General features: G+C 54.5%; 17 protein-coding genes and 1 tRNA gene. 15 read left to right on the top strand and 3 right to left on the bottom strand.

The genetic code is table 11. The annotated features are described in order from the left end of the window. The first annotated feature begins 17 nt into the window (after positions 1–17). The 6 genes from hflK to ACFQ0F_RS08770 all read left to right on the top strand — a co-directional run bounded on the left by hflK (position 18) and on the right by ACFQ0F_RS08770 (position 6,482). Complete coding sequence (gene hflK / locus ACFQ0F_RS08795; protein WP_379071224.1) at positions 18–1,133, top strand: FtsH protease activity modulator HflK; 1,116 nt, start codon at positions 18–20, stop codon at positions 1,131–1,133. Then, positions 1,133–2,002, top strand: a complete 870-nt coding sequence (hflC, locus tag ACFQ0F_RS08790; RefSeq protein ID WP_379071221.1) for a protease modulator HflC — start codon at positions 1,133–1,135, stop codon at positions 2,000–2,002. The genes hflK and hflC overlap by 1 nt, the downstream gene beginning before the upstream one ends. A 123-nt stretch (positions 2,003–2,125) precedes the next feature. After that, positions 2,126–3,310, top strand: coding sequence for an ATP phosphoribosyltransferase regulatory subunit (locus ACFQ0F_RS08785; RefSeq protein WP_379071219.1), 1,185 nt, complete (start codon positions 2,126–2,128; stop codon positions 3,308–3,310). Positions 3,311–3,331: 21 nt separating this feature from the next. Then, a complete protein-coding gene (locus ACFQ0F_RS08780) occupies positions 3,332–4,627 on the top strand; it encodes an adenylosuccinate synthase (protein WP_340676063.1) in 1,296 nt (431 codons plus the stop codon). Positions 4,628–4,659: 32 nt separating this feature from the next. After that, on the top strand, positions 4,660–5,160 hold the full coding sequence (locus ACFQ0F_RS08775) for a DUF2505 domain-containing protein (protein WP_340676064.1): 501 nt from the start codon (positions 4,660–4,662) through the stop codon (positions 5,158–5,160). Positions 5,161–5,258: 98 nt separating this feature from the next. Continuing rightward, on the top strand, positions 5,259–6,482 hold the full coding sequence (locus ACFQ0F_RS08770) for a DUF445 domain-containing protein (RefSeq protein ID WP_340676065.1): 1,224 nt from the start codon (positions 5,259–5,261) through the stop codon (positions 6,480–6,482). 83 nt (positions 6,483–6,565) lie between these two features. Here ACFQ0F_RS08770 and ACFQ0F_RS08765 read toward each other — a convergent pair. Next, positions 6,566–6,652: transfer RNA gene (locus tag ACFQ0F_RS08765), tRNA-Leu, on the bottom strand. A gap of 83 nt (positions 6,653–6,735) precedes the next feature. On the opposite strand from ACFQ0F_RS08765, the gene rnr reads away from it, so the two are divergent. From rnr to radA, 9 genes are all read left to right on the top strand, one after another. Beyond that, entirely contained in the window at positions 6,736–9,210 is a 2,475-nt protein-coding gene (gene rnr, locus ACFQ0F_RS08760) for a ribonuclease R (protein ID WP_340676066.1), read from the top strand. Positions 9,211–9,288: 78 nt separating this feature from the next. Then, the gene (rlmB, locus tag ACFQ0F_RS08755; RefSeq protein WP_340676067.1) at positions 9,289–10,038 is read left to right on the top strand and encodes a 23S rRNA (guanosine(2251)-2'-O)-methyltransferase RlmB; all 750 of its coding nucleotides are present in this window, start codon (positions 9,289–9,291) and stop codon (positions 10,036–10,038) included. 332 nt (positions 10,039–10,370) lie between these two features. Further along, positions 10,371–10,757 (top strand): 30S ribosomal protein S6, encoded by a 387-nt coding sequence (gene rpsF / locus ACFQ0F_RS08750; protein ID WP_340676068.1) that lies wholly within the window; start codon positions 10,371–10,373, stop codon positions 10,755–10,757. A gap of 17 nt (positions 10,758–10,774) precedes the next feature. Further along, positions 10,775–11,077: a primosomal replication protein N gene (gene priB, locus ACFQ0F_RS08745; protein ID WP_340676069.1), complete on the top strand. Its 303-nt coding sequence runs from the start codon at positions 10,775–10,777 to the stop codon at positions 11,075–11,077. Between the two features lie 12 nt (positions 11,078–11,089). Beyond that, positions 11,090–11,317 carry a 30S ribosomal protein S18 gene (gene rpsR / locus ACFQ0F_RS08740; RefSeq protein ID WP_340676070.1) on the top strand — a complete coding sequence of 76 codons (228 nt, stop codon included), beginning with the start codon at positions 11,090–11,092 and terminating at the stop codon, positions 11,315–11,317. 14 nt (positions 11,318–11,331) lie between these two features. Further along, positions 11,332–11,778, top strand: coding sequence for a 50S ribosomal protein L9 (gene rplI, locus ACFQ0F_RS08735; protein WP_340676071.1), 447 nt, complete (start codon positions 11,332–11,334; stop codon positions 11,776–11,778). A 173-nt stretch (positions 11,779–11,951) separates the two neighbouring features. Continuing rightward, positions 11,952–13,343: a replicative DNA helicase gene (gene dnaB, locus ACFQ0F_RS08730; RefSeq protein WP_340676072.1), complete on the top strand. Its 1,392-nt coding sequence runs from the start codon at positions 11,952–11,954 to the stop codon at positions 13,341–13,343. A gap of 2 nt (positions 13,344–13,345) precedes the next feature. Beyond that, positions 13,346–14,482, top strand: coding sequence for an alanine racemase (gene alr, locus ACFQ0F_RS08725; protein ID WP_340676146.1), 1,137 nt, complete (start codon positions 13,346–13,348; stop codon positions 14,480–14,482). Further along, a complete protein-coding gene (radA, locus tag ACFQ0F_RS08720; protein WP_340676073.1) occupies positions 14,475–15,830 on the top strand; it encodes a DNA repair protein RadA in 1,356 nt (451 codons plus the stop codon). Before alr ends, radA begins: the two co-directional genes overlap by 8 nt. 31 nt (positions 15,831–15,861) lie before the next feature. On the opposite strand, the gene ACFQ0F_RS08715 is transcribed toward radA, so the two are convergent. Both ACFQ0F_RS08715 and ACFQ0F_RS08710 read right to left on the bottom strand, forming a co-directional pair. Then, on the bottom strand, positions 15,862–16,641 hold the full coding sequence (locus ACFQ0F_RS08715; RefSeq protein WP_340676074.1) for a hydroxypyruvate isomerase family protein: 780 nt from the start codon (positions 16,639–16,641) through the stop codon (positions 15,862–15,864). Next, the gene (locus ACFQ0F_RS08710; RefSeq protein ID WP_379071209.1) at positions 16,635–17,522 is read right to left on the bottom strand and encodes an NAD(P)-dependent oxidoreductase; all 888 of its coding nucleotides are present in this window, start codon (positions 17,520–17,522) and stop codon (positions 16,635–16,637) included. Before ACFQ0F_RS08710 ends, ACFQ0F_RS08715 begins: the two co-directional genes overlap by 7 nt. Positions 17,523–17,632 lie beyond the last annotated feature (110 nt).

The raw sequence follows: 17,632 nt of genomic DNA, 5'->3' as shown, positions 1-17,632 counted from the left end.
CAAGCTAGGAGTGCCAGATGGCGTGGAATCAACCCGGTTCGGGGCAAGACCCGAGCGGTAATCGCGATCCGTGGGGCGGGCGTAAGCCTTCCGGCGGTGGCAATAAAAGCAATCCTCTATTCGATAAGCTGCAAAGCGTATTCGGTGGCGGCGATCCCAATGGCGAAAAGCAGCTAACACGCTTGCTGCTCGTTGGTGCGGTTGCGCTCTGGGTGATCTTTGGTTTTTATCGTGTCGAGCAAGCCGAGCGCGCTGTAGTATTTCGCTTTGGTGAATACTCCAAGGTAGAAACGGCTGGCTTGCATTGGCGCCCCACGCTGATGGATAGCGTGCGTAAGGTTAACGTTGAGCGCACCGAGCAGATGCCGCTCAACGCCAGCATGATCACTGAAGATGAAAATATTGTTGATATCTCGCTGACCGTGCAGTACCGCATTTCAGATCCGAAAAACTATGTGCTCGCGATTGCTAGCCCAGAATCGACACTGGCGCATGCCACTGAGTCGGCGCTGCGCCACGAAGTTGGTAGCGCAAAAATGACGCAAGTATTGGGCGAGGGCCGCGCCAAGCTCGCGCAAGATATGCTGCCGCGTTTGCAGTCGTATTTGGATCGCTATAGCTCAGGCATTAGCGTGCGTAACGTCAACATTTTGGAAGCATTGCCGCCGAAAGATGTGAAGGCCGCCTTTGACGACGTGATTCGCGCTAAAGAAGACAAAGAACGTCTGAAAAACCAGGCTGAAACCTACGCTAACGGTATTGTGCCAGAGGCTCGAGGTCAGGGCGCTCGACTCATTGCTGATGCTAATGGTTATAAGCAAGAGGTTATCGATCGCGCCACAGGTAATGCCTCGCGCTTTCAAGGCCTATTGGCCGAGTATCGCTTGAACCCACAAGTCATGCGTAGCCGTATGTATTTAGATGCCATGGAAGTGATCATGGCGAGCAATCGTAAGGTTGTGGTTGAGCCCGGTGGCGCTGCGCCACTGCTGTATTTGCCGATGGCTGCCGCGGCAGCTGCTGCCACCGCTGCGCCTGCCGCAGGCGGTACATCACCATACATTCCGCCGGCTAGCACCGGCAATCTGCGAGACGCTGAGCGTTCTGGCCGTACGTTGGAGGGAGCCCGCTAATGCCATCGCGTAGTATGTCGGCGTTATACGCCACCCTCGTTGTGCTGTTTTTGGCCAATGCCATGTTCTATACCGTGCAAGCCACTGAGCGGGCAGTTTTGCTGCGCTTTGGTGAGGTCGTTGAGGCAGATTTGAAGCCTGGCCTGCACTTCAAGATCCCATTGGTGCACGAAGTTCGTCGTTTCGATGGCCGTCTACAGGTTAGCGATTCTGAGCGCACCGAGTTTTTGACCAAAGAAAGCAAGTTCCTGATTATCGATGCCTACGTTATGTGGCGCGTTAATGATGTGAAGCGCTACTTCACTGCTACTGGCGGCTTAGCCTTGGAGGCGGAATCTCGCCTCATGCCACTGGTGCGTGACGGCCTGAAAAACCGTGTTTCCGAGCGTGATGTGCACGAAGTTGTTGCCGGTCAGCGTGAGCAGCTCATGCTGAACTTAACTAAGGCCGTTAACACCGTTGCCATGCGCGAGTTTGGTATTGAGGTGGTGGATGTGCGTGTTAAGCGCGTCGACTTCCCGCAATCCACGGTTGAGTCCATCTATAACCGTATGCGCACAGAGCGTGAGCGTGAAGCTCGCGAGCATCGTGCTCAAGGTACTGAGATGTCTGATCGCATCAAATCAGAGGCCGATCGCCAGCAGCGCGTGATTTTGGCTGATGCCTATCGCCAAGCGGAAACATTGCGCGGTGAAGGTGATGCTCAAGTTGCCCTGATTGCTCGTAAAGCTTTCGGTCAAGACGCCGAGTTCTACAGTTTCTATCGCTCATTGCAGGCCTATCGCAACAGCTTCAATCGTAGCGATGATGTGCTCGTGCTGAAATCAGATAGCGAGTTCCTCAAGTACATGCGCAAGCCCGGCAAATAAACAATTTCGGTGGCTCAGCAAGATACTGAGCCACCGAGTTTGGGCAAGCTGCAATAGCCTGTGATAAACTCCCCCGAACCGAGTGCCGCTCGGTTTTTTTGTGTCTAATTAGTGGCGAAAAGCATGGTCAAACCCGTGGATGCGTGGCTGCTGCCCGATGGCGTTGCCGATGTGCTGCCTGTCGAGGCTGCACGCTTAGAGTCGTTGCGACGACAACTGCTCGATCATTTCGCGCGCTGGGGCTATGCCTTAGTGCTGCCGCCGCTCATGGAGTATCTCGAATCGTTACTTTCGGGATCTGGCCGTGATCTTGCCGATCTCACCTTTAAAATCACCGATCAGCTTAGCGGTCGCATGATGGGCGTGCGCGCTGACACCACGCCGCAAGTTGCTCGTCTCGATGCGCATTGCCTTCGTAGCGAAGGTCCGGCGCGTTATTGCTACGCCGGCACGGTGCTGCACACGCGACCAATGGGTATTGCCGCTTCGCGTTGCCCGGTACAAATAGGCGCTGAGCTTTACGGCCATGCCGGCGTAGAAAGCGATATTGAAATCATTCGCTTAACGCTAGATGCCCTACACATTGCTGGTGCTCGCGAGCTACACCTAGACCTCGGTCATGTCGGCGTTTTCCGCGCCTTAGCCGCCGCTGCCGAACTTGATTGCGTCACTGAGGCTAGTCTGCGCGACATGCTCAGCCGCAAATCATTGCCCGAATGGCATGAGGCGATTCCTGCACGCGTTGGCGCTGCGCATCAGGCGGCTTTATTGCCGCTGCCGAGCTTGGCGGGCGATGTCTCGGTGCTCGCTGAAGCGAAAGTGCTTTGGCCAGATGCCCCAGCCGCCGTGTCGCAAGCCTTGGCCGATGTGCAAGCCGTCGTTACTGCCATCCAGCAGTCACACCCAAATGTCGTGCTCACCCTAGACCTAGGCGATGTCCGCGGCTATCACTACCACACTGGTTTGGTCTTTAGCGTGTATGCGCCTGGCCATGCCCGTGAAGTGGCAAAGGGTGGTCGCTATGATCATGTCGGCGAGGCCTTTGGTCGCGCGCGTGCGGCGACTGGCTTCAGTGCTGACTTGAAGCAATGGCTAGATTTTTCCAATGCTACGGCTGCGACACAAGGCATACTTGCGCCCGCTGGTGATGATGCTGATCTGCGCGCCGCAATGATCCAAGCGCGAGCTCATGGCCAACGTGTTGTGCAGCAGCTTCCTGGCGCTTTATTAAGCGCGGTAGAGGCAGGCTGTGATCGTGAATTTTTTTATGCTGATGCGTGCTGGCAAGTACGTGCAGTTGCGTCCTAACTGATTAAGAGAGTCTAGAACATGGGCAATCATGTGGTGGTGTTGGGTACCCAATGGGGTGATGAAGGCAAAGGCAAAATCGTTGATTTGCTGACCGATAATGCACGTGCTGTGGTGCGTTTTCAGGGCGGCCATAATGCCGGTCACACCTTGGTCGTCGACGGCGAAAAAACCGTACTTCACCTGATTCCCTCGGGCATTTTGCGCGCTGGCGTGCAGTGCCTAATTGGCAATGGCGTGGTGTTGGCTCCCGATGCCCTGCTGAAAGAAATGGCCTACCTAGAAGCTAAGGGCGTACCTGTACGTGAGCGCCTGAAAATCTCGGCAGCTTGTCCATTGATTTTGCCTTACCACGTGGCGCTAGATCAGGCGCGTGAGGCCGCTCGCGGCTCATCGGCTATCGGCACTACAGGTCGTGGCATTGGTCCAGCATATGAAGATAAAGTGGCTCGTCGCGGTCTCCGCCTCGGCGATCTATATCGCAGTGATACGCTGGCGGGCAAGCTTGGTGAAATCATTGATTACCATAACTTCCAACTCACGAATTACTACAAAGTGCCACCGGTTGATTTCCAGAAAACGCTGGATATGGCGCTGGAGTGGGGCGAGCAGCTGCGCGATTTAATCGCTGACGTGCCAGGCATTTTGCATGACCTGCGTCGCGAAGGCGCCCAGATCATGTTTGAAGGCGCGCAAGGTTCATTGCTCGATATCGATCACGGCACTTATCCATTTGTGACCTCGTCAAATACCACCGCTGGCGGCGTTTCCACTGGCTCGGGCTTTGGTCCTTTGTATTTAGATTATATCTTGGGCATCACCAAGGCTTACACCACGCGTGTTGGCGGCGGTCCATTCCCGACTGAGCTTTTTGACGAAACTGGTGCGCGCTTGGCGCAAGTTGGTCATGAGTTCGGTTCAACAACTGGTCGCGCACGTCGTTGCGGTTGGTTCGATGCCGTTGTATTGCGCCGCGCCGTTGAGCTCAACTCCATCTCTGGCCTGTGTCTGACCAAACTAGATGTACTCGATGGCTTGCCCGTCGTTAAAGTTTGCACCGGCTATGAGACTCGCGAATCTGGCTCGATTGAGGCACTGATGACAGATGCTGTTGCGCTGTCTGATGTGGTGCCTATTTATGAGGAGCTGCCAGGCTGGACTGAGTCCACTGTCGGCGTGCAAAAGCTAGAAGACTTACCTGAAAATGCGCGTGCTTATATTCGTCGCATCGAAGAGTTGGTGGGCTGTCCGATCGATATTATTTCGACAGGTCCGGATCGCGATGAAACTATTGTGCTGCGCCATCCGTTCCAATAATAAGAACTTGCGTAAGTGAGTGAGGGCCTGCGATGAAATTTGAAACAACTATGTCATGGCCAGCTCCGCTGGCCCGTGTGCTCGCCATGATCACTAGCGCGGATTATGCAAATGCGCGTTTATCGCGCATGGGCTATGAGCGCTTTGAAGTGCTGTCGAGTGAAGACGACGGACGCCATTTTGCGCTTACCGCGCACGTGGTTGGCAAGCCCAGCGTAAAGTTGCCGGCATTGGCGCAAAAGTTTATCAAAAGTGATCAGCCCATCGAAATTGAACAAACCGACCGCTGGGATCGCGAGTGCGCTAGTGGCACTTTGCAGCTGATTAACAAGTCAGTGTCGGCCGTGAATATCTCGGCGAGTATGCAGCTCAGCGAGAAAGATGGCGTAACGACGAACACTTTAACTTGGGATGTCAGCTGTAGCATTCCCTTAGTTGGCGGAAAGCTGGCGAGTGTTATCGCCGAAGATATTCGTACAAAAGCATCGCAAAATGAAGCAGTGAGCCGAGAGATATTGGCTGAGCGGTACTGATTAGCATATTTACTGCATTGTTATTGTCTTTAAATTTGGCATCATAAAGCCAAGCGCGAGAGCAAATCTCGTCATAATAAAAACCAAGGAAAGACACAATGATTGAGCAGATGATTGCTGACTTTAAAGCCGATATGTGGCTTTACATTTCTATTCCATTCATCAGCGGCTTTATTGGCTACATCACCAAAGTAGTCGCCATTAAAATGATGTTTGCTCCAATGGAGTTCATTGGCATCAAGCCGTTCTTTGGCTGGCAGGGCATTGTTCCGCGTAAAGCTGAAAAGATGGCGATGATTTCAGTCGATTTGATGACAAACCAGCTTATCAAGCCTGCCGAGATTTTTGCTCGACTCGATCCGCACCGTATTGCTAAAGAAATCGAAGTGCCGATGATGGCTGCATCGGAAGATATTGTGCGCGAAGTTGCGCAGCAGTATCAGCCCGGCTTGTGGGAAGGTATGCCTGAGTTTGCGCGTCAAAAAATTATTACCCGCGTGAAGGCAGAAGCTCCTACTATCGTTGCGAATATCATGTCTGAGGTGCAGGGAAATATCGATAAATACTTTGATATTAAGCACATGGTTATTACTAACCTGTTGCGCGATAAGAAGCTTTTAAACGAGATTTTCCAAAAGGTCGGCCGCCAAGAGTTTAAGTTTTTCAGTAATGCCGGCTTTTATTTCGGCTTTGCTATCGGTTGGATCCAGATGCTTTGCTGGTTGGCATTTAAACAACCTTGGATGTTGCCAGCATTTGGTGGTTTCGTCGGCTTCTTCAGCGACTGGATCGCTTTGCAAATGATGTTCCGCCCGCAGATGCCAAAGAAAATCCTCGGCTTCACGGTGCAAGGCTTGTTCCTGAAGCGTCAAAAGGAAGTGGCGGCAGATTACGCAGACCTCATCTCTAAGCAGGTTTTAACGCCGGCAAACATGATGGAAGAGCTGTTTCGTGGCGCCTTTGCTGATCGCATCATGGATCTAATTCATAAAAACGTGAAGGCCATGGTAGACGAGCAAACTGGCGTGGTTCGCCCGCTAGTGGTCTATGCCGTGGGCAGCAAGACTTACATGGAAATGAAGAGTGTAATCGCTGAGCGCATCATGGACCGTATGCCGGAAACCATGAAGTATGTGGAGACCTATGCTGAAGACGCAATGGACGTGCGCAATACCTTGGTTGAGCGTATGCAAGGCCTCACGCCAGATCAGTTTGAAGGCATGCTGCGTCCCGCCTTTAAAGAAGATGAATGGGCATTGATCACCGTTGGTGCAGTGCTCGGCTTCTTAGTGGGTGAGATGCAAATTCACTTCATGCTTTAAGCGGCTTAAGTGAAATGGTTGTGTTGCGCATATGGAAAAAATTTAGGCAATAAAAAAGCCGATCAATGATCGGCTTTTAAATATGGTGCCCAGAAGAGGACTTGAACCTCCACCCCCTTGCGAGGACCAGCACCTGAAGCTGGCGTGTCTACCAATTTCACCATCTGGGCAGATGAAGGCGCGAAATATAGTGAGGCGAGTCGGAGCTGTCAACTGTCTTGGTGTAGAATAGCCAAAATTATTGAGATTGCTTATGCCTGTTCAGCCCCCAAATACCACACCAGCCGATGATCCACACGCCGACCGTGAGGCCGAGCGTTACGATAATCCGGTTGCTAGCCGTGAGCTAATTTTAGCCACGCTCGAGGAATTGGGTAAGCCGCTGACGCATCCGCAACTCGCCAAGCACTTCGGCTTTTTCGACGATGAGCGTGTAGAGGCTTTGCGCCGCCGCCTCATCGCTATGAGTCGCGATGGCCAGCTCCAGTCCGATCGCCGTGGCTCGTACCAGCCGCTGCGCGACGAAGAGCTCATTCGTGGTCGTGTGCAAGGCCATAAGGATGGCTTCGGCTTTCTTATCCCTGACGATGGTGGGGCTGATCTTGTGCTGTCATCGCGTCAAATGCGCTTACTTTTCGATGGTGATATTGCCATGGTACGCATTGCAGGCTATGACCATAAAGGTCGCCGCGAAGCCAATGTTGCGCGCGTGGAAACTCGTCGCTACAAGCATGTTATCGGCCGCTACCGTGAAGAAGACGGCGTCGCCTATGTGCAGCCAGATAATCCACGATTAACTCAGGATATTTTGGTCCAGCCGGGCCCAGTTGGTGCTACGCAAGATCAGTTTGTGAACGTCGAAATCACCGAGTATCCCACTGGCCGTAGCCTCGCCTGCGGCAAAATCGTTGAAGTGTTGGGCGACTTTATGGCGCCGGGCATGGAAATCGATATTGCTTTGCGCAACTACGACATCCCACACGTTTGGCCTGCCAAGGTTGAGACAGAGGTCGCTACATTATCGCCCGAAGTTGATGAAGCCGCTAAGTCCGAGCCCGGCCGCGTCGATATTCGCAACTTGCCGCTAATGACCATTGATGGTGAAGACGCCAAAGATTTCGATGACGCCGTTTACGCCGAAAAGCGTCGCGGCGGCGGCTTCCGTTTGGTCGTAGCAATTGCCGACGTGTCGCATTATGTGCGCCCAGGCACCGAGCTTGATACCGAAGCGAAAGCGCGCGGTAACTCGGTGTATTTTCCTGGTCATGTGGTGCCTATGCTGCCGGAAATTCTCTCCAACGGCCTGTGCTCGCTCAACCCGCACGTCGATCGTCTGTGCATGGTTTGCGACATCACTTTCTCGGCGGCTGGCAAAATGACCAGCAATAAATTTTATCCCGGCGTTATGCATTCGCAGGCCCGCACCACCTACGATCAAGTTAGCGACTTTTTAGTCCATTCCGATGGTAAGGCTGCGAAAGTCTTGGCTGAGCGCTGGCCAGAGGCGGTGAAGGAGTCGTTGCACACGCTTTTTGCATTATTTAATGTGCTGCGAAGCGTGCGCGAAACGCGTGGCGCGCTTGATTTCGATAGCGGTGAAACTCGCATCCTCTTTGGCGGCGATCGCAAAATTGATCGCATCGTGCCGGTCACTCGCAACAAAGCTCACATGCTGATTGAAGAGATGATGCTGGCCGCAAACGTGGCCGCCGCTAACTTTGTCTTGAAAGCGAAAGTGCCGGCCTTGTTCCGTAATCACGACGGCCCTAAAAACGAAAAGCTCAACAAGCTTCGAGTAACGTTACAGGCCTTGGGCCTGCGTTTCACCGCATCAGTAAAGCCGACACCATCAGACTTTTTGGATCTGATTAAGCAAATTGCCGATCGTCCAGACAAAAGCATTATTGAAACCATGTTGCTGCGCTCGTTGTCGCAAGCGGTGTATTCGCCCAACAATATTGGCCACTTCGGCTTGGCTTATGAGGCGTACGCGCACTTCACGTCGCCAATTCGCCGCTACCCCGACCTATTGCTGCACCGCGCTATTCGTTCGGTCATAGCCGGCGAGTCAGAAACCACACTGCGCCAGCGTATGGGACGAGCAGTCAAGGGTGCTTTTGGCGGCAAAGTCGAGCCATTACCAGGCGAAGTTCAAATGGTCTCACTCGGCGAGCATTGCTCAATGACTGAGCGCCGCGCCGACGAAGCCACGCGCGACGTCATGGCGTGGCTGAAGTGCGAATACATGCAAGATCGCGTTGGTGAAGATTTCGACGGCGTGATTGCTGCTGTCACCGCTTTTGGCTTCTTTGTTGAGCTTGAAGATGTCTTCGTTGAAGGCTTGGTGCACATCAGCCAGTTGCGCGATGACTACTATCAGTTCGATAGCACATTCCACCGCTTAGTTGGCGAGCGTACCGGCAAGCGTTTTGCCATTGGCGAGCCTGTACGGATTAAAGTCGCCGCGGTCAATCTCGACGAACGTAAGATGGACTTCCAGCTCATCACCGGTGGTGGCACAGGCAAGCGCTCGATGCGTGAGCGCATGAGCGACGAGTCGGGCTTTGAAGTAAAACGAAGCGCGCCGAAGAAGAAAAGTGGTGGCAGAGCTAAGCCTTTATCAGATGCTCCGGCTCATGACGGTTCGACAAAGCCCGCAAAGCGCGAAGGCACGAAACCGGATGCTGCCAAGTCTGGCGCATCGAAGCCGCGCACTCGCAAGCGTTAATATCCCCGCAAGTTATCTACGTCGCGCGGCAGGCAGCTCATTTGCTTGCCGCGCGAGCTGAATAAGTAAGAGTTCATTATGTCGAAAATGTCTTGGATCTATGGCCTGCACACCGTGCAAGCGCTGTTGGAAAACGAACCCGAGCGTGTGCTTGAGCTGCAAGCGCTAAGCACGCGTGAAGATGCGCGTTTAAACCCTATCGTACAGATGGCCCGCCAACTCGGCCTAACAGTGGCCTTTCGTGATCGCTCGGCTCTAGATCAATTGGCAGAAGGCGGCCGACATCAGGGCGTGGTGGCACGTGTGCGCGAGCGCCAGCCTGGCGATGACAATGACCTTGCCGAATTGCTCGATGGCCTGACTGAGCCTGCGTTGTTGCTGATACTTGACGCCGTGACCGACCCGCATAATCTCGGCGCTTGCTTACGTACCGCCGAAGCTGCTGGCGTGCATGCTGTTGTTGCTCCGCGCGATAAAGCTGCTGGTCTAACGCCGGTGGTGCGCAAAGTGGCCTGCGGCGCAGCTGAGCTGGTGCCATTTATGCAGGTGACCAACTTGGCACGTACGCTGAAGCAGTTAAAAGAGCGGGGCGTATGGGTTGTGGGTACTAGCTTGGAAGACGGCGCTAAGCCATTTTTCGATACTGATTTGAAAGCACCTGTGGCGATTGTGATGGGCGCTGAGGGCAGTGGTTTGCGCCGTTTGACGGCTGAGCTTTGCGATCATTTGGCGTATATCCCGATGGCGGGGCAGATTGAAAGCTTGAATGTGAGTGTGGCTACAGGGGTGGCTTTGTTTGAGGCTGTTCGTCAAAGACGCGGCAAGTAGTTACTGGTGGGCAGGTGGTTTGCTCAGGGGATGAAACACGCCGTGAACCCATCCCTGGGGGCTCAGCTCGGCATCCAAGGACGGATTCACGGCGAGTTTTGCTCCCAGACCGAGACATAAGCCGGCACAGCCCAAGACATAAGTCTTCCCACGACCATCTTCAGCTTGAATTTTAGCCAAATCCCCTATACTCTCCGCCTCCTTCAACTGGGCTAACTCCCAGCTGAAGTCGCAAGACATTCGCCAACGCCTTCGAGCGCATGCGAAATACTCGCACTCCTTGCCTTGCCGGCTGTCGGCGGGGCTGACTAATCCGTAAGGAGCACAATACGATGCGTCATTATGAAATCGTGTTCTTGGTGCACCCCGATCAAAGCGAGCAAGTGCCCGCCATGGTCGAGCGTTACACCGGGATCGTGAAAGATGCAGGCGGTAGCATTCACCGCTTAGAAGATTGGGGTCGCCGTCAATTGGCATACCCAATCAACAAAATCCATAAAGCCCACTACATCATGATCAACATTGAGTGTTCAGATGCCGTGCGTGTGGAATTGGAAGAAGCCTTCCGTTACAACGACGCCGTGATCCGCAGCTTGATCATCCGTCGTGAAGAAGCCATCACTGAAGAATCAATCCTTGCCAAAGGTGCAGAAGAGAAGCGTGCTCGTAAAGCTGCTCGTGCCGATGAAGGTTCAGATTCGTCAGCGTCGGCTGACTGATTCGCGGAGCGATCTGCGTGGAGCATAACCTGCTCCGGTTTAGCGGGGTGATTGAGAAAATCTTCCCGCGTCGTATGAGCCCTGCGGGCGTTGCGCATCAAGATTTTTTAATGCGACACCGTTCGAAACAAACAGAGGCAGGTGCGGCACGCGAGGTTCAGCTAGTGCTCAAGGTCCATGTGGCCGCCGACACTGCGAACAGCCTGATGGCCTTTGGCCTTGGCGACCGCGTTATAGCGATGGGCTTTTTGGCATCAGCCAGCCACCGCGATCCGGAACAATTGGTATTGCATGCGCAATCACTGCATAGACAGGATTAAGGAGAGGAAACCATGGCGCGTTTCTATCGTCGTCGTAAGTTCTGCCGTTTCACGGCCGACAAAGTCACCTACATCGATTACAAAGATGTAGAGACACTGAAGCAATTCATCACGGAAAACGGCAAGATTGTTCCAAGCCGTATCACCGGTACTAAGGCTCGTTACCAGCGTCAGCTAACTCTTGCTATCAAGCAAGCGCGCTTCCTGGCCCTGATGCCTTACACCGATAACCACATCTAAGGCTGGGGTGCGTGATGCAAGTAATTCTTTTAGAAAAAATTAAAGGCCTTGGTGCTCTAGGCACTAAAGTTGATGTTAAGCCTGGTTTTGGCCGCAACTTCCTGATCCCTCAGGGTAAAGCGCTGCCAGCTACGGCAAAAAATTTGGCTAACTTCGAAGTTCGTCGTGCTGAATTAGAGCGTCAAGAAGCTGAAGTGCTGGCAGCTGCCAATGCACGTGCAGCTGCTTTGGCAGAACTGGTTGTCACTATTGCCTCGAAAGCTGGCGATGAAGGCAAACTGTTCGGCTCGATCGGTAACCGCGACATCGCTGAAGCAGCTACTGCTGCTGGCGTTGCTGTCGACAAAACTGAAGTTCGTCTGCCAGACGGCCCGCTGCGTAACACCGGCGAGTTCGAAGTTGCTGTGTATGTGCACAGCGATGTGGCTGCGACATTGAAGTTGGTGATTACGGCCGAATAAGCCGCAAACACTGCTTCATGCTGGCTTAACGCTAGCTTCAACAAAGGGCGCTGGGGGTAACTCCAGCGCCCTTTTGTTTTTCTGCAATTTGAATCGGCAATATTCATGTCAAGGTCTTGGTCACGGCGGTCTTTGCGCCTAAGCTAACGGCACTATTTGATGTGATGTGCCCGATGAATATTCCGCAAAAACCCGCTGAAGATGCCGTGCTGTCGGCGTTAAAACTACCTCCGCATTCGCTAGAAGCTGAGCAGGCTGTGCTCGGCGGCTTGCTGCTCGATGACCAGGCCTGGGATAGAGTCTCTGATCGCGTGGGCGAGGAAGACTTTTATCGCCGCGATCATCGCCTGATTTTCCGCGCCATTAACCTGTTGGCAACCGAAGGCAGCCCGCGCGATGCGCTGACTATTGCCGAAACGCTGACACGCTTGGGCGAGTTAGAAAATGCTGGCGGCATGGCCTATTTGGGTGAGCTGGTGCGCAATACGCCATCAGCAACTAACATCGCGGCCTATGGCGACATCGTGCGTGAGCGCTCGGTATTACGACAGCTGATTCGCATTAGCAATGAAGTGTCGGACTCGGCTTTTTTGCCGCAGGGCGCCAGTGCACAGGCCATTCTCGACGAGGCCGAGCGCAAGATTTTCGCGATTGCCGAGCAAAGTCAGAAGAGCGGTGGACCGCAAGCGCTAAAGCCTTTGCTAACCAAGGCGCTAGATCGTATCGATAGCCTATTTCAGTCTGGCGACGCCATCACTGGCATCAGCACTGGTTTTGAAAAGCTCGATGAGCAGACTTCTGGCCTGCAAAAAAGTGACTTAGTGATTGTCGCGGCGCGGCCATCGATGGGTAAAACCACGTTTGCGATGAACTTGGTGGAAAACGCCATGATGCGCTCGGATAAACCGGTGCTGGTGTTTTCCATGGAGATGCCTGCTGAGCAGCTGGTCATGCGTATGTTGTCATCGCTCGGCCGCATTGATCAGGGCCGCGTGCGTTCGGGCAAGCTCGAAGAGGATGATTGGCCACGCCTGACCTCAACCATCACTATGTTGGCCGAGCAGAAACTGATGATCGACGACTCGGCATCATTGAGCCCGAACGATGTGCGTACGCGAGCACGGCGTGTGGCGCGTGAGCATGGCGGCATCGGCTTGATCATGGTCGATTATTTGCAGCTGATGCGAGTGCCGGGCTTAGAGAGCAACCGTGTCAACGAGATCTCGGAAATTTCGCGCTCGCTAAAAGCCTTGGCGAAAGAGATGGAATGCCCCGTGGTGGCATTGTCGCAGCTCAACCGTTCGCTAGAGCAGCGCCCAAACAAACGCCCAGTGATGTCGGATTTGCGTGAATCTGGTGCTATTGAGCAAGACGCCGACGTCATCATGTTTATTTATCGCGACGAAGTTTATAACCCCGAATCGGCGGATAAAGGCACGGCGGAAATCATCATTGGTAAGCAACGTAACGGCCCCATTGGCAGCCTGCGCTTGGCCTTCTTGGGCAAATACACGCGCTTTGAAGATTTGTCGCCGGAGTATTATCGCGAAACGGAGCAGTACTAGTGATGCGTGAATGCTGGCTAACACTGGATGCACAGGCGCTGCTGCATAACCTAGCGGTCATGCGCGAGCATATGCCCGAAGCTAGGTTGTTAGCGATGGTCAAGGCCGATGCCTATGGCCATGGCATCGCGCAGGTCGCGCCGCTATTAGCCGATCATGCCGATGGTCTTGGCGTGGCTTGCATGAGTGAGGCTCTAGCGCTGCGAGCACAGGGCGTTAAAGGCAATATCACGGTCATGCAGGGCGTGTTTAATGCTGAGGAGCTAGCCACCGCACGCGCGCAATATTTAACGCTAGTAGTGCATAGCCCCGAGCAACTAGATTTATTTGAAGCCACTGAGTCGAGTCGACCTTTAGCGGTTTGGCTAAAGATAAACACCGGTATGAATCGCCTCGGCTTTCGCCCAGCACAAGCGTTGATGGCTTGGCGGCGATTGGGCAATTGCGTTGGCGTACATCGTCTTGGCATCGCAGCACACTTTGCCTGCGCTGATGAGCCGGTGCTAGCCATGACCGATCAGCAGTTGGGTCGCTTTCGTGCACTACAGCAGGCCTTATCTGCAGAAAAAGGCACATCTGTGGCTGGAAGCTTGGCTAACTCCGCTGGCGTTTTGGCGTGGCCTGAGGCCGCAGATGAATGGATGCGGCCGGGCATTGCGCTTTATGGCAGCTCGCCGTTTGCTGATCGTTCAGCCGCCGACTTTGATCTACGCCCGGTGATGACGCTGCATGCACGCGTGGTCAGCGTTTTCACCGTGCCGGCCGGCGAGCGCGTGGGCTATGGCGCGAGTTGGCTGGCAGAGCGCAGCACCCGTATTGCCGTGGTGTCGATAGGTTATGGCGATGGTTATCCGCGCCACGCCCCAACAGGCACGCCGGTACTCATTGCTGGCCGACGTTATGAGCTCGTTGGCCGGGTCTCGATGGACATGATTACCGTGAAGGTGGACGGCAGCGTTAACGTTGGCGATGAGGTCGTGTTGTGGGGCCAAGGCTTGCCTGTGGATGAGATTGCCAGTGCCGCCGGCACCATTAGCTATGAATTGTTTTGCCGCTTAACTGCGCGTGTGCGTCGACCATCTCAGCCGCTTGAGCTTGCCGAGACACCAATAGCGGATGCGGAGGCTGAGCATGGCTAAGGTTCGCAGCGTTTATGTTTGCAGTGCCTGTGGCACGGAGTCGAGTAAATGGGGCGGGCAGTGCGCTGATTGCGGCGAATGGAACACCATAGCCGAGCAACAGCGCGCAATAGTCAGCAAGGCGGTCGGACGTGCTGTGGGCTATGCCGGCACAGCCGCGCAAGTTAGCGTGCTCGATGCCATTGCCACCGAAGATGCGCCACGGATTGCTACTGGCTTATCTGAACTCGATCGCGTCTTGGGCGGTGGCCTAGTGACTGGTTCGGTAGTGCTGATTGGCGGCGACCCTGGCATCGGCAAATCAACGATTTTGCTGCAAACGCTAACGCATCTGGCGCAGACTTTGCCGGCGCTATACATCACTGGCGAAGAGTCGTTATCGCAAGTCGCCATGCGCGGCCGCCGCCTCGACTTACCACTCAATAAATTACGCGTGATGGCCGAGACGCAAGTCGAAACCATCATCGCCACCGCCGAGCAAGAGCGCCCACGCATCTTGGTGGTGGACTCAATTCAAACGCTATACACCGATAGTCTGACCTCGGCGCCCGGCGGCGTTTCGCAAATTCGCGAATCGGCGGCCTTGCTTACGCGCTATGCCAAGCGCTCAGGCTGTGCGCTGTTTTTGGTCGGCCATGTGACTAAAGAAGGCGCACTCGCTGGTCCTCGCGTGCTCGAACATATGGTCGATTGCGTGCTGTATTTTGAGGGCGAGGCCGACTCGCGCTTTCGCTTAATTCGTGCCGTAAAAAACCGTTTTGGCGCGGTCAACGAGCTAGGTGTTTTCGCCATGACCGATCGTGGCCTGCGCGAAGTCTCCAACCCCTCGGCGATTTTTCTCTCGCGCTATGACCAACCTATTCCCGGCTCGGTAGTGATGATCACGCGCGAAGGCACGCGGCCACTGTTGGTGGAAGTACAGGCCTTGGTCGATGATGCCTTTAGCAATCCGCGCCGTGTCGCTGTCGGCTTAGATCAAAACCGGTTAGCGATGTTGCTGGCGGTATTGCACCGCCATGGTGGCATTTCCAGCCAAGGTCAGGATGTCTTCGTCAACGTCGTGGGCGGTGTGAAAGTGCTGGAGACCGGCTCAGATTTGGCGGTGGTGTTGGCGGTAACATCGAGCCTGCGTGGCCAAGCCCTCGACAGCGATTTGGTGGTGTTTGGCGAGATTGGTTTAAGCGGTGAGATACGCCCAGTGCCGAATGGCCAAGAGCGCCTGAAAGAAGCCGCCAAGCATGGCTTCACCCGCGCCATTGTGCCGCGTGGCAATGTGCCTAAGCAGGCTATTGAAGGCATTAAGGTGGTTGGCGTTGGGCGCTTAAGTGAGGCGCTGGATGCGTTGTGATGCTGTTTAGTCCAACTGGTGCGGTTTTTAATCAGCGATAAGCCTTAAACCACTCCAAGCTCGCCTCGGTGCCCAGCTCGCCGGGGCGATACTCAGCTCCTGTCCATCCTGCATATGGCAGCATCTCAATCACTTCAAAAATGCCCTGTAGCGGTAGCTTGCCTGTGTCCGGTGCGCCACGCCCTGGTGCATCGGCAAATTGAATATGGCCAATTTGCGCGACATTTTCGAGCAAACTGCTCACGATATCTTCACCCATACGCGCGAGGTGATAGCAGTCAAACTGCATCTTTAAGGTGGGGTGGTCGGCAGCTTCAAGGATCTCCTGCATCTGCGCGATATTGCTGATGAGAAAGCCAGGCATATCGAACGTGTTAATGGCTTCTAATGTGGTGATGACACCAATGCTGTGGAAGGCTTCAGCGGCATAGCGCGCATTGGCGACTAGCGTGTGCAAACACTGCACGAGATCGGCGTCGGCAGTTTGGCGGCCGGCGAGCACATTGACGCAGCTCACGCCCAGTTGTTGCGCATAGGGCAGAGCCTGTAAAACCGCGCGCCTAAAAGATTGCTCCTGCCCCGGCACGCCAGCTAAGCCATTGCCACCTTGCATCAGGTCGCCGGCGGGCACGTTGATTAGCACTAGCTCTAGTTCGTGACGATCAAGCTCAGCGGAAATGGCTTCAATGCTTAACTCATAAGGAAATTGAATTTCGACAGCTTGGAAGCCGGCGCGACGCGCTGCCGCAAAACGCTCAAGCAGCGGGAGCTCGGTGAATAGCAGCGAGAGATTGGCAGAGAATTTCAGCATGAGCCGGCATCCAAGTCAGGTAAGTAATGTGTAATAACGCTGCTTAAGTCGGCGTCAGCAAAACCATTGCCGGCGTGTGCTTGTAAGCGTTGCAAGGCGTGGGCAGCGAGTGGTGTGTCTAGATTAACTTGAGCTGATAATGCTTGGGCATTGCCTAAATCTTTCGCCAGCGTGGATACTCTCCATTGCACCGGTGTGAAGCGGCGCTCGGCCATACGCGGCGATAACACTTGGAATGGCAGCGAGTCGGCAAAGCCGCCTGCCAATGCTGGTGCGAGCAAACTGGCATCGACACCGGCGCGCTCTGCTAGGGCCACAGCCTCGGCAATGAGCACGCTATTAGCGGCGACGATGAGTTGATTACAGATTTTCGTGACCTGACCAGCACCAACATCACCCATGCGTGTGATGCGTTGGCTGTAATGGGCGAGCACAGGCCGCACGGCATCGATCGTCGTTGCTTTGCCGCCGGCCATAATCACGAGGCGGCCATTTTCAGCGCCGGCAACGCCGCCAGAGACGGGTGCATCTACCCATTCGGTATTAGCGATTTTTCTGAGCTCAGCGGCAAGTTGGCGCGTGACATCGGCCGCGATGGATGAGTGATCGACAACGATTAAGTCCGAATGAGCGCCAGCGAAAACCCCATCGGCACCATGACATATTGCCTCTACAGCGGCGCTGTCCGAGACGCAGAGCATCAGCACATCAACGTTGGCGGCAAGCTCGCGCGCAGAGGCAAAGACATGAGCTCCGGCAGCATGTAAGGGCTCACAGGCGGCAGCGGTACGATTCCACACGCTAAGCTCAATACCGGCCTGCAATAGGCGCTTGGCCATGGGTACACCCATCAGGCCCATTCCTATAAATCCGACGCGCATGGACACCCCTAAAAGCAAAAGGCAGAAGCCGACTGATGGCTCGTGCGCAAATGAGTAAGTACTGGTAGTGTTGGCGAGCAGGCGGGCTGTATGCAACCCGATTATTTTCA

The sequence above is a fragment of the Paraperlucidibaca wandonensis genome (genome assembly GCF_042677145.1).
In the GTDB taxonomy this organism is placed as follows: Bacteria; Pseudomonadota; Gammaproteobacteria; order Pseudomonadales; family Moraxellaceae; genus Perlucidibaca; species Perlucidibaca wandonensis.
The sequence above is the reverse complement of the archived record's forward strand: the minus strand, read 5'-3'. Positions and strand labels throughout refer to the sequence as shown.